Genomic DNA, 14,607 nt, shown 5'->3' on the forward strand with positions numbered 1-14,607 from the left:
GGCCACGGAGCACCGGGCATGGGCATGCCGGGCGTGGGCATGGGGGCACCGTGCATGGGGGCCCCGGCCATGGCGGCGCGCTGCAGGTCGTCCCGGGTGCGCACGGCGTACCGGGTGTACGGATGCTCGGGGCCGAGGAGGGCGCCGGTCTCCTGGAGGACGGCCTCGGCGTGGCGCGCGGCACCGGCCGGGTCCAGCACGCCGATCGCTTGGGCGCCCGCGATGCGGTGCAGCTGGCGCTGCTCGGGGTCGTCGGCGAGGCCGCGCTCGGAGCCGTCCCGGAAGATCTGCACGGCGTGCATGGCGCGCTGCGGCTCGCCGACCGCCGCGTACGCCTCGACCAGGTTGAGCCACAGCAGGAGCACGGCCGGATGGTCGGGTCCGAGCCGCCGCTCGCCCGACTTCACGAGGCGCTGCAGGTCGGCGACGACGTCGCGGTCGATGGCGTGCCGCGACCGCCGCTCGATCCCCGCGGACGCGGTCAGCAGGTCATGGGCCGGGTCCACCCGGGCGGACGCGCCCGCAGCGATGACGGCCAGGGCGCCGGCCAGCGCGAGCAGGAGCCCGATGCCCGGACCGATGTCGACGCGGCTGCCGTCGGACCCGGTGATATCGCCTGCTTCGACCACGTCCAGCAGGCACCACAGCGCGGCCATCGCGCCGGCGGCCAGCAGCGCGCCGCGCTGCCACCGGCGGGCGCCGAACAGCATCGCGGCGGCGGCCGCGAGGGCGACCAGGCCGGCGACGAGGGTGGTCAGCGCGTCACCGCCCGCGAGGCCGAGCCGCGAGCCCAGCGTCGCGACGCCGCCGGGGCCTTCGCCGGAGCCGTAGACGAGCCGTCCCGCGTCGGGGCCGGACGCCCACGGCAGCAGCGAGCCGAGCAGCAGCGCGGCCGCGCCGCCGAGGCCGGTCAGCGCGGCGATCCCGGTGCGTCCCGTGATGTTCACGCGTTCCGTGACGTTCACGTGGGCAGCCTCACGAGTTCGGCGGTGGCGGTCGACTGGGTGAGCTGCAGGATCACGAACACCATCAGCACCGCCAGCGGGATCAGCACGAACCGCAGCCAGCGCAGCCGGGTGCCGCGCATCCGCATCGCGATCAGCGTCAGTCCGCCCGGGACCAGCAGGATCAGCGTCGCGCACGACAGCGCGTAGCGGGCGACGCTGTCGCCGGGCGCGGGGAACAGCGGTGCCAGCAGCGACTCGTGCGCGAGCCACTGCGCGCCCGCGACCATCCCGGACACGACGAAGTAGACCACCACGACGGGGATGCACGTCAGGACGGCGCCCCAGAACCAGCCGTCGCCGGCCGGCCGCGGCCCCCGCCCGGCCGCCGTCTCGGCGAGCTGGTGGCCGTACCTCTTCTGCTGCGCGTCCCATTCGGCGTTGAGCCGCGCCTGGTTCGCCGACATCTGCTCGGCGATGCTCATGTTCCATGGGTCGGCCATCGGCTACCTCCCCGTTCCGGCGGCCCTGATCGACCGCGCCAGCCGGTTGGTTCCGCCGCGGCGGAGGATCCCGGTGACGATCCACACGGCGACGCCGGCCAGCGCGAGGACGCCGCCGAGGACCGCCATCCCGGTGCGGGCGCGCCCCTCGGGTTCCTGCCCGACCGCGATCGCCGTGGCGCCCCGCTCCCCCACGCGGGCGCGGTACGTCCCGGGGGCGAGCCGCACTTCGCCGATGGACCGGCCGATGCGGGTGGCGCCGTCCAGCGTGACCCGGTAGTCGTTCGCGGTGGACGGGCGGACCCGCACGCTCCGTCCGGAGGCGTCGGTCAGCCGCACTTCGCCGATCCTCGGCAGCGGACGTTGCAGCAGCCTGGGCAGCGGATCTCCGACCTTGGTCTCCATCCAGATCACGTAGGTGCCCGCGGTCTCGACCTCGATCTCGGCCGTGCGCGCGTCCCCGCGGGTGTATCCGGCCGCCGCGTCCATCCGGTCGGTGTGCACGGTGTAGCCGACGATGTAGGCGAGCAGAAGGCCCGCCGTCCACAGCGCCGCCCCGACCAGGTACCACCACGCCGGCGGCCCGAGCCGCATGAACGGCCTGCTCGCCACCGCCGCCAAAGAGGACCTCCCCACGCCCGGGACAAGGCTGGCCATCAGCGAACGGGCAGGTCAATGGCGCGAGGACGAACCGAGCATGATTCGGGACGGGCGTCCGGAGATCATCGCGCTCCGGGACGCGCGTCCCGCGCCGCCCGGGATCGCGGCCCGCCGGTTCCCGGGTGGTGGGACACCGTTTCCGCGGGCGGCGAGCGGGCGGCTACTCTACCAAACAGTTGTTAGAAAGAGGGTCGGATGGATCTTGAGTTCGGGGCGGCGGACGAGGAGTTCCGCGCCGAGGTGCGGGCATGGCTGCGCGAGCACGTCCCGGCCGAGCCGCTGCCGTCGCTGGAGACCGCGGAGGGCTTCGCGGCGCACCGGGAGTGGGAGCGGACGCTCGGCGGGGCGCGGCTCGGGGTCGTGGCGTGGCCCGAGGAGTACGGCGGGCGCGGCGTCTCCGTCCTGCAGTGGCTCGTGTTCGAGGAGGAGTACTACGCGGCCGGCGCGCCCGGACGGGTCAGCCAGAACGGCATCAACCTCCTCGCGCCGACGCTGCTGAAGCACGGCACGCCCGAGCAGCTCGCGCGGATCCTGCCGCCGATGGCCGCCGGCGAGGTCATCTGGGCGCAGGCGTGGTCGGAGCCCGGCGCGGGCAGCGACCTGGCGGCGCTGCGCGCGACCGCGACGAGGACGGACGGCGGCTGGCTCCTCGACGGCCAGAAGACGTGGAGCTCCCGGGCCGCGTTCGCCGACCGCGGTTTCGGGCTGTTCCGCTCCGACCCGGAATCGTCCCGGCACAAGGGCCTCACGTACCTGATGTTCCTGCTGGACGCGCCGGGCGTGACGGTCCGGCCGATCGGGCGGCTGGACGGCAAGCCCGCGTTCGCCGAGCTGTTCCTCGACCGGGTGTTCGTCCCCGACGAGGACGTCATCGGCGCGGCCGGGGACGGCTGGCGCGTCGCGATGGCCACCGCCGGGAACGAGCGCGGCCTCACGCTGCGCAGCCCCGGCCGGTTCACCGCGGCGGCCGAGCGACTCGTCGAGCTGTGGCGGGAGCGGGCCGACCCGTCCGACACCGCGCTGCGGGACCGCGTCGCCGACATCTGGATCAGGTCGCGGGCGTACCGGCTCAAGGGCTTCGAGACGATCTCGCGGAGCGAGGACGTCGGCGCCGAGTCGAGCCTCAACAAGGTCTACTGGTCGGAGCTGGACGTCGCGCTGCACGAGACGGCGCTCGACCTGCTCGGCCCGGACGGCGAGCTCCAGTCGGAGTGGCTGGAGAACTACGTCTTCTCGCTCGCCGGCCCGATCTACGCCGGCACCAACGAGATCCAGCGCAACGTGATCGCCGAGCGGCTGCTCGGCCTGCCCAGGGGGTCGCGGTGAAGTTCGTTCTCTCCGATGAGCAGCGGATGTTCGGTGAGACGCTGCGGAAGCTGCTCGCCGAGGCGGGCACGGCGAAGGCCGTCCGCGCCTGGGCCGCCGGGGACACCGCGCCGGGGCGGGCGCTGTGGTCGGCGGCCGCCGGGGCGGGGGTGTTCGCGGTGGCCGTGCCCGAAGCGGACGGCGGCATGGGCGTCCTGCCGGTCGAGCTGGCCGTCGCCGCCGAGGAGCTGGGCCGCGCCGCCGCGCCCGGCCCGTACGTCGAGACGCTCGCCGCCGCCGAGGTGCTGGCCGGCTCGCCGTGGCCCGCCCGGATCGCGGAGGGGGACGCGATCGTGTCGATGGCCGTCCCGCACGCCCTGGACGCCGACGTCGCCGACCTCGTCATCACCGCGGACGGCACCGAGCACGCGGCCGGGGAGCCCCTCGCGTCGCTCGACCCGGCCCGGCGGCTCTTCCGCGTCGCGGGCGGCGGCGGGTTCACCGACCTGGGCGCGCTGCTGTGCGCGGCGCAGCAGATCGGGGTCGGGCAGGCATTGCTGGACGTCTCGGTCAAGTACGCCAAGACGAGGCAGCAGTTCGGCCGTGCGATCGGCGAGTACCAGGCGATCAAGCACCACCTGGCGAGCGCGATGGTCGAGCTGGAGTTCGCCCGCCCGCTCGTCTACGGGGCAGCGCTTTCATACGGGACGCCCGACTTCGCGCGGGACGTCTCCGCCGCGAAGGTCGCCGCGTCCGAGGCGTCCTACGGGACGGCGAAGACCGCGCTCCAGGTGCACGGCGCGATCGGCTACACCGACGAGTACGACCCGTCGCTGTTGATCCGCAAGGCGCGGGCTTTGTACTCGGCGTGGGGGACGCCGGCCGAGCACAGGGCGCGGGTCATGTCCGCTCTTTGAGCTCCACGCGGCGGATCTTCCCGGACGCGGTCTTCGGGAGGTCGTCCACGAAGACGACCTCCCGCGGGACCTTGAAGTTGGCGAGCAGCTCCCGGCAGTGCGCGATCAGCTCCTCGGCGGTGGCGCTCTGGCCGGGGCGCAGCTTGACGTAGGCGCGGCCCACCTCGCCCATCCGCGCGTCGGGGACGCCGACGACACCGGACTCGGCGACGGCCGCGTGGCGGGCGAGCACGTCCTCGACCTCGGCGGGGTACACGTTAAAGCCGCCGACGACGAACATCTCCTTCGTCCGGCCGGTGATGGTGAGGTTGCCGCGCTCGTCGAGCCGCCCCCGGTCGCCGGTGTCGAGCCAGCCGTCGCGGACGGTCGCGGCTGTCGCTTCGGGATCGTCGAGGTAGCCCGACATCACGTTGTAGCCGCGGACGAGGACCTGGCCGTCCGTGCCCGCCGGGACGGCCTCGCCCTTCTCGTCGACGATCGCGACCTCGACGTCCGCGATGGGCCGGCCGCAGGTGGTGGCGATGGTCTCGTCATCGTCGTCCACCGAGCAGGCGGTCACCGTGCCGGACGACTCGGTCAGCCCGTACGCGGTGACGACCTGCGGGAACAGCTCGTCCCTGATCCGGCGCACGAGCGCGACGGGCACGTCCGCGGCCCCGGTCACGGCCAGCCGCAGCGACGACAGGTCGTGCTCGCCGCGGCCCGGGGCGTCCAGCAGCGACGTGTAGATCGTCGGCGGGCCGGGCAGCACGGTGATCTGCTCCCGCTCGATGAGCCGCAGCGTCTCCGGGACGTCGAACGTGCGCTGCAGCACCATCGTGGCGCCCTTGAGCACGCACGCCAGGACGCCCGCCTTGTAGCCGAACGAGTGGAACATCGGGTTGACGATGAGGTACCGGTCGCCGGCCTTGACGCCGGTTCGTCCCGTCCACGCCTCATAGGTGCGGATGTTCTGCTCGTGCGTGCACATGGCCCCTTTGGGGCGGCCGGTCGTCCCGGACGTGAACAGGATGTCGGCGACGTCCCCCGGCCGCACGTCCACCTCTGGCACCTCGGCGGCCTTGCCGATGAACTCGCCCCAGGTGATGACGCCCGGCCTGGCCGGCCCGTTGAACGTGACGACGGTCTCCAGGTCGGGCAGCCCGGGGAACGTCCCGGCCTCGTCCACGCCGAGCATGGCGGGGTAGTCGATGTCGAGGAAGCCGTCCTCGACGAAGAGCACCTTCACCCGCGCCTTGGACAGCGGCCAGCGCGCCTCGTCGCCCTTGAACCGCGTGTTGAGCGGGACGAGCGTCGCCCCGGCCTCCATGGCGCCGAGAACGGTGACGATCCAGGACAGGCTGTTCGGCGCCCAGATCGCGACCCGGTCCCCCGGCGCGACCCCGGCTCCGGCGAACGCTCCCGCCGCTTCGCGGACCCTTGCGCGCAGCTCCGCGTAGGTCACCCGGACGTCCCCGTCCACGACCGCCTCCACGTCCGGGAACGCCCCCGCCGCCCGCGCCAACACCGCCGGAATCGTCAGCTCGCTCATAGCCCCCAATGGTGAGCGCACCGCCCCCGGCGCGCCCGCCGCGTTCCCGCTCAGCGGTACCGATCTCCGGACCCTCACAACATGAGCATTGTTCGTTTTCCCGTCAATACGGGCATATATCAGGCACCTCTGCCCCACCCCCGCGCGAGGTGCCCGGATGCGCATCAGCCGCCCCCTCCGACGAGCGGCCTCGGTGCCGCTGACCCTCGTCCTCCTCACGTCCTTCCTGACCTCCCCCGCGCACGCGGCGACCCGCGAGGTGCGCGGCTACATCGACGCCCACACCCACCTGATGTCGTACGAGGCGTTCGGCGGCAGCCTGATGTGCGGCAAGCCGTTCGACCCGCGCGGCATCCGCGAGGCACTGCGCGACTGCCCGGACCACGCCGGGAACGGCGCCTTCGCCATCTGGGAGAACTTCACCAGGCACGGCACCCCGTTCGGCAACCACGACCCCGCCGGCTGGCCCATGTTCGAGGACTGGCCCGCCTGGGACTCGCGCACCCACCAGCAGGCCCACCACACCTGGCTCGAACGCTCCTGGCGCGCCGGACAGCGCGTCCTCGTCAACCACCTGGTAGCCAACCGCCAGCTCTGCGAGATCTATCCGCTCAGGCGCAACACCTGCGACGAGATGGAGACCATCCGCCTGCAGGCGAAACGCATGCGCGAAATGGAAGCCTTCATCGACGTCCGCAGCGGCGGCCCCGGCAAGGGATGGTTCCGCCTGGTACGGAACTCCACGGAAGCCCGCGACGTGATCCGGCAGGGAAAGCTCGCCGTCGTCCTGGGCGTCGAGGCGTCCGAACCCTTCGGCTGCCGCACGATCGCCGGCGCCCCCCAGTGCACACGCGAGGACATAGACCGCGGCCTGGACGAGATGAAGCGCCTAGGCGTCAGCTCCATGTACCTGTGCCACAAGTTCGACAACGCACTCTGCGGGGCCCGCTTCGACGGCGGCACCACGGGCGCGTTCGTCAACACGGGCAACTTCCTGGGCACGGGCCGCTTCTGGCAGGTCGAAAAGTGCACGGGCCGGGCGCACGACCACACCATCACCCCCGCGGGCGGCCTGGGCGACTCCCTTGAAGACGTCCTGCGCCTCCTCGGCCAGGCGGGCGTCACGCTGCCGCTCTACCCGAGCCCGCCGCACTGCAACGTCCACGGCCTGTCCGACCTCGGCGAACACATGGTCCGCGGCCTGATGGCACGCAACATGATCGTCGAGGTCGACCACATGAGCGCCAAGGCCGCCGACCGGACCCTGGACATGCTGGAGGCCGCGCAGTACCCGGGCGTCATCTCGTCCCACAGCTGGACGGACGAGACCTACCTGCCGCGCATCTACCGCTTGGGCGGCATGGTCACCGGCTACGGCCACTCAGCAGACCAGTTCATCGCCGAATGGAAGCGCAACAAGGCCCTCCGCGACCCCGCCCGCCCCTTCGGCTACGGCTACGGCCTCGACGCGAACGGCATGGGCGCCCTACCACCCCCGCGCGCGAACAACACCAGTCCGCTCCGCTACCCCTTCGAGTCCCCCGTGGACCCCACCGTGATCCTCGACCGCCAGCAAACCGGCCTACGAACCTGGGACCTCAACACGGACGGCGTCGCCAACTACGGCCTGGTTCCCGACTGGCTGGCCGACATCCACAACAGAGCCGGCCAAGAGATAACAGACGACCTAGCCAAAGGCGCCGAGACCTACCTAACAATGTGGCACCAGGCCGAAACCACATAAACGCCAGAAGGCCGCGCCCGCAGATAGGGTCGCGGCCTTCCCACAACTCAATCGAAGATCTCACCCAGCGACGAGGTGGTCACCGCGCGCCGGGCCCAGGCGTGAATCTGCTCCAGATCCCGGCACGACGTGACACGGCGGCGAAGCCGATCGTCGATCACGAACCCACGCGCCTCCAGGACAACGAGGAGCAGCTCGATTCCCCCTTCGACCTTGCCAACAGCCTTACCCTGAGCCTTGCCCTCAGCCTTGCCAACAGCCTTGCCAACAGCCTTGCCTTCGGCGATGTACTTCAGGGCGAAATCGCTCTTCCACTCATAGACGCCCGCTCGCATGATCTCCTCGACCATCGCCGTTCCTGCTTCCGGCCCTGCACAAGGGAACACCTCTGACAGGGCCGGAACCGACTATCGCAGGGACGGCGGCTTCATCTTCTGACCGCCGAGAATGGCCGAAATCAGTCGAAGACGTCGTTCAACGAGGTGGCGGTCACCGCGCGCCGGGCCCAGGCGTGGATCTGCTCCAGATCCCGGCAGTGGGCGATACGGCGCCGCAGCTCGTCATCGACGGCGAAGCCGCGCGACTCAAGGACGACGAGGAGCAGCTCAACCTCTCCCGCGACCTTGCCCTCGGCTATGCCCTCGGCCTTGCCCTCGGCGATGTGTTGGCGTGCGAAGTCGCTCTGCCACTCGTAGACGCCCGCTTGCATGATCTCCTCCAGGCAGTGTCGTGCGGCTTGGGAGAGCTGTGACCGTACGTAGTCATGATACAGCTCGCCCTTGTCACGGTCGGTGACCTCCAGGGCCTCGGCGAACGCCGTCAAGACGGCTCGCTGCTCCGGGCCGTCGGCGTTGGCGACGGTGCTCAGGACCGCCAGTTCCGGGAGGGAGCGGGCCTGATCCGGGTCGGTGACGGCGGGAACCTCGGTGAGACTGAGGGCCCAGGGACGCAGAGTCCAGGCGTGGTGTCCGCTCTCGATCGGTTCGCGGCACCAGGCCGCCGTGCTCTCGTTCGGGCAGAGGACCAGCAGCGTGACCGCGCATTCGCGGCGGGCCCGGAGGGTGGAGAGGTAGACGGGCCAGGTGTATCGCTTACGGGGCTCCGGCCTCAGTTGCACTTCGACGACGATCGCGAGGTCGGGGCGCTTCGGATCGCCTAGCAGGACGGTCGAGTCGCACCGGTACTCGGTGGGTTTGCAGTCGGTGAGCGTCTCCGATCCGAGTGAGATCTGTTCGTATTCGGGGGGTTTGATTCCGGATACCGCCTGCAGGAGTTCCGGGGCCAGCGCGGGCTGGTTGCGAAACAGGTCAAGCGGTACCTCGTGATACGTAGAAGGCACGGGCGGACACTAACCGTACTCGGACCGCCACACAGTGCGAAATTCGCAACGTCCGGCAATGAGAGAAATGGGGGTCCTGGCGGCGGTCATGGGAGGTTGGTGGCTTTTTGGGCGTCGGCCCAGAGGCGGTGCGCCAGGGAGGTATCGCGGGCCACCGGTTTGAGGGGGCGTTGCTTGTGGGTGTTGAAGTAGCGGCCCGTGCCTTCGGAGGCCAGGAGGTCCACTACCGGCTTCGCGCCGGATTCCGCGGATTTGAACGTGCGTTTCGCGGTCTTCAGGATGAGGCCCTGGAGGCCGCCGCGGTCGGTCAGGCCGGTGCGCAGGACGCCCGGGTGGACCGCGTCGATCGTTATGCCGGCTTCGGTCCAGTGCTCGGCGAACAGGGGGACCATCAGCAGGTTCGCGAGCTTTGTGTTGGCGTAGGTCTTGGTGGGGCTGAAGTCGTCACCGGTCGGGGTGCGGTCCGGGTCGACCCGACCCATGACGTAGAGGGCCGCGCTGACCTGGACGACGCGCCGGAGCCGCCCCTCCAGGAGGTGGTTGAGGAGGAAGGGGGCCAGGTGGTTGGTGAAGAACGACTGCTCGAAGCCGTCCTCGTTGAGAACGCGGTGGGTGGGCCAGAGGGCCGCGTTGTGGACGAGCACGTCGATCACCGGGACCGCCTCGGCGATCGCAGCGGCGGCGGCGCGGGTCGTGCCGAGGGTGGACAGGTCGCCGGGGACGAAGGACGCGCCGGTCTCGCGGGCGGCGGCGGCCCCCTCGTCGGGCCGCCGCGCCACGATCGTCACCCGGTGGCCGCGCCGGGCGGCCTCCTCCGCGACGGCCCGTCCGACCCCGCGGTTCCCACCTGTCACGACCACGTTCAGCGACTCGCTCACGGGTCGTGACAGTAGTGGGTTCTAGAAACCTTCTCCAGAGTGGGCCTTCACCGGCTCGCGCGACGGCGTCTCGTCCGCCCGGCGCATGTGGTGGGCGGCGACGGCGAGCGTCGCGGCCAGGAAGACGACCTGCATCAGCGTCCTGGGGAGCAGGCGGTCGTCCCACGGGATGTCCGTGCCGTTGAGGGCCAGGTGGACGTTCGCCGGGAACATACCGATCAGCATCACGCTCAGCCCGCCCGCGGCCCAGGGTGCGGTGCGCCCCCAGAGGAGGGCGGCGGCGCTGGCGAGTTCGAGGACGCCGGTCACGGTCACGAGGAGGCCCGGCGCGGGCAGCGCGGGCGGGACCATGTCGATCAGTTCTTGGCGCTTGCCCACGAAGTGGGCGATCCCCGTCACCGTGAACATCAGCGCCAGCCCGACGCGCAGCGGGACCGGCCAAGGCCGCAGCCACCGGACGCCCGCCCGGCCCGCGACCAGCGCGGCCAGCGTGCCGATGGTCAAGAAGATCAATGGTGCCATGTCGCTTCCCCCTAACTTGTCACTGTCAAGATAGGCCGGTGCGCACGGACTTGTCAATGTCTAGATTGCGGCCGGAGAGAGGGGCCGGGCGCCGCCCCGGCGGGACGGCGCCCGCCCCCTGCTGTCAGCGACCGCCTCAGCAGGTGCCGAGCATCGCGGAGAGGGCGCTCTTCTCAGCGCTGTCGACGGTGAGGCCGTAGTACCACTTCACCTGGATCCAGGCGCGGGCGTACGTGCAGCGGAACGCGGCGCGCGGGGGCTGCCATTCGGCGGGGTCCTTGTCCCCCTTGGCCTGGTTGACGTTGTCGGTGACGGCCCACAGCTCGGGACCGCCGAGGTCGTTGGCGAAGGTCTGGCGGCGGGACGTCGACCAGGCCCAGGCGCCCGACGCCCACGCCTCGGACAGCGGCACCACGTGGTCGATGTCCACATCGGACGCCGCGTACCAGGTGGCGCCGTCGTAGGGCGAGTACCAGGACCCCGAGGTCGCGGCGCAGGACGAGTTGGTGACGACGTTGGAGCCGTCCCGCTTGAGGACGGTCTCGCGGGTGTTGCACGCCCCGGAGATCGTGATCCAGTGCGGGAACAGGGAGCGGTCGTAGCTGCCGGCGTGCGACTCGGCGGCGACGGTGAGGGAGGCCAGCCGGGACGCGGCCGTGGCGGCGGACGGGATGTTGGGCGGGGTCGCGGACGCGGGAGCCGACGGGACGCCGAGCAGCGCGGCGGCCAGCACGACCGGTAGCAGGAACAGGAGGGGACGTCGCATGCGGGGGCCCTTCCGCGGCCGTTCCCGGCCAGGGCGGGGGGCGCCCCGAGGGGGATCGGGAACGGCGGCACTGCGACGGTGACATTTGCGGCAAATGCGGATAAATGTCACGCATTGCCCAGGCGTGGGCCCGCACTTGGTCGGATGCTGCCGTCAGGAGGCCGCGACTGCCGCCATGACCTGCGAAGTCAGGAGCAGAGGGGCACTCGGTACGGCGGCGGTACGGAGGATGAACACTCTCTGAACGCACCGACCCCCGAGCGCATGGCCACCGCTCGCGAGCCGCCTGTGGTCCGGGTCACCTTGACGCCCGATGACACGGAGAGACATATTCCTCCATATGTCTCACATAGAGGTCGGATGATGGCCGTGCGTACGCTCCCTCCGGAGCTCGAAGAGTTCGGGCTGTCGGAAATGACCTTCTGGGTCCAGCCCGACGAGGTGCGGAACCGGGCGTTCGCACGGATGCGGGAGTTGGACACCGCCCCCTTCGTGCCGCTGCCGAAGGTCCCGATGACCAAGTCCAAGCCGGGCTTCTACGTGCTGTCGCGCCACGCGGAGGTACTGGCGGCCAGCCGGGACGCCAAGCGGTTCAGCAGCGAGCCGACCGCCAACAGCCTGACCGAGATGCCCGTGTGGGCGAGCCGGTTCTTCGGCTCCATGATCAACATGGACGATCCGCGGCACGCCCGCATCCGCCGGGTCGTCTCCCGGGGGTTCAGCCCGCGGATGCTGGAGCGGATCGACGACGACCTGCGGGTCCGCGCCGCCCGCATCGTCGACGACGTCGTCGCCGAGGGCCCGAAGGACTTCGTCGCGCAGGTCGCCGCCCGGCTGCCCGTCGAGGTGATCTGCCATCTGATGGGGATCCCCGAAGAGCACCACGCGATGGTCCTGGACCGGACGAACGTCATCCTCGGCTACAGCGACCCCGAGTACAACGGCACCGGCGCCGCCCTGGACGCCCCGGTCCGCCGCCGGGACGTCGCGGTCGCCGGGGTCAACCTGGTCAGGGCCGGCCATGAGCTGTTCCGCCTGGTGAAGCGCCTGGGCAAGGAGCGCAAGGGCGGGACGGGCGACGACCTGATCACCAAGCTCGTGAACGCCAACGCCGACGGCGAGTCGCTGACCGCCCAGGAGATCGGCTCGTTCTTCGTCCTGCTGGTCGTGGCCGGCAACGAGACCACGCGCAACGCCATCACGCACGCGCTGCGGCTGTTCACCGAGTTTCCCGAGCAGAAGCGGCTGCTCATGGAGGACTTCGAGGGCCGCATCGCGGGCGCCGTCGAGGAGATCGTCCGCTACTCGACGCCGGTCATCCAGTTCAGGCGCAACGTCACCGAGGATTGCGAGCTCAATGGGACGCCGCTGAAAAAGGGCGACGTCGTGGTGCTGCTGTACACCTCGGCCAACCGCGACGAGGCCGTCTTCACCGACCCCGACGTCTTCGACATCACCCGTTCGCCCAACCCGCACGTCGGCTTCGGCGGACCGGGCCCGCACTATTGCCTCGGCGTCCACCTGGCGCGCAGGGAGATCACCGTGATGCTGCGCGAGCTCTTCACCCGGCTCCCCGACATCCGGGCGACGGGCGAACCGGAGCGCCTGGCGTCATTCTTCATCAACGGCATCAAGCGGATGCCGTTCGAGACGGGCCCGCAGACCCGCTGACCGGGCACGACCGGCCCCCCTCAGCCCCACCTCGGCGAAGGTACGTGGTTTCCGGGATAGCACCGGCGATCAGCATGAACACATACTGCAATCGCTTGACTACCTAGAGCCACAGGGAGGGTTCATGAAGATCAGGAAAGCCGCCGTCGCCGCCGTGGTCGCCGGGTCCGCGCTGGCGGTCGGCGCGACCGCGACCCCTGCACTCGCCGCGTCGTGGCACAACACCGGCCAGACGTTCTACTGGTACGCGAGCTGCAAGGCAGCAGGCGAGGCCGGTGTGAAGTCCGGCTGGCAGTCCTACGACTGCAAGGGCAGCTCCGCGCCATGGGCCAGCTACGAGCTGTGGGGCCTTTACTGACCCGGACCCGCCGCCACACCGCCGCCCCCGCCGACCCCGGCGGGGGCGGCTCCGCTCACCAGGACTCCCGGCCCGGATCTGCCGCTAAAGGGCGAACTCCCCGCGCCTCACCCGCTCCAGCAAGCCGGCGAACGCCTCCCGCTCGAACACCAGCCGTTCCCCCTCGGGGTCTTTGGAGTCCCGCACCCACACCCGGTCTCCCGACTCCGCCATCTCCACACACGCGTCGTCATTGCCGCCGCCGGTGTAGGAACTCTTGCGCCAGTTCATCACGTGTACGTCCTCATAATCCGCTCGATCAGTTCTCTCGAAGCGGCTTTGGCGAGTGCCACCGCTCCGATCTCATCGAACCGTACCGCCAATATGTCCGCCTCGTCACCGGCCTCGATGAGACGCCCCCCTATCTGAGCTCCCGCGTACGCGATCTCCCTGCCACGGACCTTCAACACCTGGAATGGGCCATCATGTCCGGGGTGCCAGCCCGCATCACGAGGGACGATGCGCAAGCACACGCGTGGCTTCCAAGCGAGCGCGAGAAGGTGTGCGGCCTGCTCGCGCATGACTTCGCGATCACCGACGACGCTTTCCAGCACCTCTTGGTCTATGAGTATCCAGAGATAAGGCGGGTCCTCTCGCTCCAAAATCTCCTGGCGCTTCATACGCACCTTGATCTCTGCCTCGACTTCACTCGCGCGACCGGCGGCATGGAGTACGGCCTGCGCGTAAGCCTCCGTCTGCGCAAACAGCGGGACGTGCTTGCCATGGAAAACCTTGATGATCTCCGCGTCCATCTCGTATTGGACGTATTGACGAAACCAGTCCGGATCATGGCCGGCGCAGGCGAACATGTGGAGTCGCTCGAAGTGTCCACCGGTGTTCCACGCCTCGTCGAGACGCTTCATGCACGTGTCACTCGGCCGGAATCGACCGGCTTCCCAATTCGATACGGTCGCCCTGGTCACGTTGACGATCAGGGCTGCCTGAGCCAGCGAGAGACCACGCTGAGTGCGGTGAAACCACAGGTCAAAGGCAAGCCAGGCCCACAGCGAAGACTTCGGGTCGATGGACTCCCGGACGCTCATCACTCACCTACTTGTGTATTGACCACCACGTGATGCGCTTTACGTTAGCGGTCGATCACTCAAAGTGAGGACGAAATCCGCGAACTGAGGATGGTCCTCGATGAATGATCTTGAACTCGTCACTCCGGCGCCCGGCGTTCCCGAGGTGCGCCTCACCCTGCTGGCCGTACCGTCAACGGTCGTCCTGGCCCGGGAGCTCGTCCGCTACGCGCTCACGAACTGGGGCTTCAGCCGCGAAGCGATCAACGATGCGACTCTCGTCATGAGTGAGATGGTCACCAACGCGGTCGCGGCGGTCCCCGGCCACCAGATCCGCCTGCGCTGCGCCCTGTGTGAAGGGGCGCCCCTCCTGGAGTGCTGGGATCCGTCCCCCGAACTCCCCATCCC

Annotated in this window: 16 protein-coding genes and 1 pseudogene; 6 read left to right on the plus strand and 11 right to left on the minus strand. The window is 70.2% G+C overall.

All coding sequences use genetic code 11. From position 1 onward, the window contains the following. The 3 genes from E1200_RS21760 to E1200_RS33865 all read right to left on the minus strand — a co-directional run. Window positions 1–965, minus strand: a 965-nt coding sequence (locus E1200_RS21760) for a hypothetical protein (protein ID WP_207933487.1), incomplete at its 3' end; no start/stop codon positions are given. After that, the gene (locus E1200_RS21765; protein ID WP_131953905.1) at window positions 962–1,447 is read right to left on the minus strand and encodes a hypothetical protein; all 486 of its coding nucleotides are present in this window, start codon (window positions 1,445–1,447) and stop codon (window positions 962–964) included. The genes E1200_RS21765 and E1200_RS21760, both read right to left, overlap by 4 nt. Before the next feature lie 3 nt (window positions 1,448–1,450). Next, window positions 1,451–2,068 (minus strand): hypothetical protein, encoded by a 618-nt coding sequence (locus tag E1200_RS33865; protein WP_165950405.1) that lies wholly within the window; start codon window positions 2,066–2,068, stop codon window positions 1,451–1,453. A 234-nt stretch (window positions 2,069–2,302) separates the two neighbouring features. On the opposite strand from E1200_RS33865, the gene E1200_RS21775 reads away from it, so the two are divergent. After that, entirely contained in the window at window positions 2,303–3,433 is a 1,131-nt protein-coding gene (locus E1200_RS21775) for an acyl-CoA dehydrogenase family protein (RefSeq protein ID WP_131953906.1), read from the plus strand. Continuing rightward, on the plus strand, window positions 3,430–4,329 hold the full coding sequence (locus E1200_RS21780) for an acyl-CoA dehydrogenase (RefSeq protein WP_131953907.1): 900 nt from the start codon (window positions 3,430–3,432) through the stop codon (window positions 4,327–4,329). Before E1200_RS21775 ends, E1200_RS21780 begins: the two co-directional genes overlap by 4 nt. Here the strand turns inward: E1200_RS21780 and E1200_RS21785 are convergent. Beyond that, entirely contained in the window at window positions 4,313–5,860 is a 1,548-nt protein-coding gene (locus E1200_RS21785) for a FadD3 family acyl-CoA ligase (protein ID WP_131953908.1), read from the minus strand. The genes E1200_RS21780 and E1200_RS21785 overlap by 17 nt on opposite strands. Before the next feature lie 157 nt (window positions 5,861–6,017). On the opposite strand from E1200_RS21785, the gene E1200_RS21790 reads away from it, so the two are divergent. Beyond that, complete coding sequence (locus tag E1200_RS21790; protein ID WP_243708742.1) at window positions 6,018–7,604, plus strand: dipeptidase; 1,587 nt, start codon at window positions 6,018–6,020, stop codon at window positions 7,602–7,604. 47 nt (window positions 7,605–7,651) lie between these two features. Here E1200_RS21790 and E1200_RS21795 read toward each other — a convergent pair whose 3' ends face one another. The 5 genes from E1200_RS21795 to E1200_RS35245 all read right to left on the minus strand — a co-directional run bounded on the left by E1200_RS21795 (window position 7,652) and on the right by E1200_RS35245 (window position 11,109). Further along, window positions 7,652–7,954, minus strand: a complete 303-nt coding sequence (locus tag E1200_RS21795; protein WP_131953909.1) for a hypothetical protein — start codon at window positions 7,952–7,954, stop codon at window positions 7,652–7,654. Window positions 7,955–8,061: 107 nt separating this feature from the next. Next, entirely contained in the window at window positions 8,062–8,943 is an 882-nt protein-coding gene (locus E1200_RS21800; protein WP_131953910.1) for a hypothetical protein, read from the minus strand. An 86-nt stretch (window positions 8,944–9,029) separates the two neighbouring features. Further along, entirely contained in the window at window positions 9,030–9,821 is a 792-nt protein-coding gene (locus E1200_RS21805; RefSeq protein ID WP_243708743.1) for an SDR family NAD(P)-dependent oxidoreductase, read from the minus strand. Between the two features lie 21 nt (window positions 9,822–9,842). Further along, complete coding sequence (locus tag E1200_RS21810; RefSeq protein ID WP_131953912.1) at window positions 9,843–10,343, minus strand: DoxX family membrane protein; 501 nt, start codon at window positions 10,341–10,343, stop codon at window positions 9,843–9,845. Between the two features lie 136 nt (window positions 10,344–10,479). Beyond that, window positions 10,480–11,109, minus strand: a complete 630-nt coding sequence (locus E1200_RS35245; protein ID WP_131953913.1) for an HNH endonuclease family protein — start codon at window positions 11,107–11,109, stop codon at window positions 10,480–10,482. A gap of 369 nt (window positions 11,110–11,478) precedes the next feature. Between E1200_RS35245 and E1200_RS21820 the strand changes: the two genes are divergently transcribed. Together E1200_RS21820 and E1200_RS21825 are read left to right on the plus strand one after the other, a co-directional pair. Continuing rightward, entirely contained in the window at window positions 11,479–12,780 is a 1,302-nt protein-coding gene (locus tag E1200_RS21820; RefSeq protein ID WP_243708744.1) for a cytochrome P450, read from the plus strand. Window positions 12,781–12,904: 124 nt separating this feature from the next. Next, window positions 12,905–13,138 (plus strand): hypothetical protein, encoded by a 234-nt coding sequence (locus E1200_RS21825; protein ID WP_131953914.1) that lies wholly within the window; start codon window positions 12,905–12,907, stop codon window positions 13,136–13,138. A gap of 84 nt (window positions 13,139–13,222) precedes the next feature. On the opposite strand, the gene E1200_RS21830 is transcribed toward E1200_RS21825, so the two are convergent. Together E1200_RS21830 and E1200_RS21835 are read right to left on the minus strand one after the other, a co-directional pair. Then, on the minus strand, window positions 13,223–13,408 hold the full coding sequence (locus E1200_RS21830) for a DUF397 domain-containing protein (protein WP_131953915.1): 186 nt from the start codon (window positions 13,406–13,408) through the stop codon (window positions 13,223–13,225). Further along, window positions 13,408–14,220 (minus strand): helix-turn-helix transcriptional regulator, encoded by an 813-nt coding sequence (locus tag E1200_RS21835; RefSeq protein WP_131953916.1) that lies wholly within the window; start codon window positions 14,218–14,220, stop codon window positions 13,408–13,410. The genes E1200_RS21830 and E1200_RS21835 overlap by 1 nt, the downstream gene beginning before the upstream one ends. Before the next feature lie 100 nt (window positions 14,221–14,320). On the opposite strand from E1200_RS21835, the pseudogene E1200_RS21840 reads away from it, so the two are divergent. Beyond that, a pseudogene (locus tag E1200_RS21840) lies at window positions 14,321–14,607 on the plus strand (hypothetical protein); the annotation flags it as partial.

Source organism: Actinomadura sp. GC306 (genome assembly GCF_004348665.1).
In the GTDB taxonomy this organism is placed as follows: domain Bacteria; phylum Actinomycetota; class Actinomycetes; order Streptosporangiales; family Streptosporangiaceae; genus Spirillospora.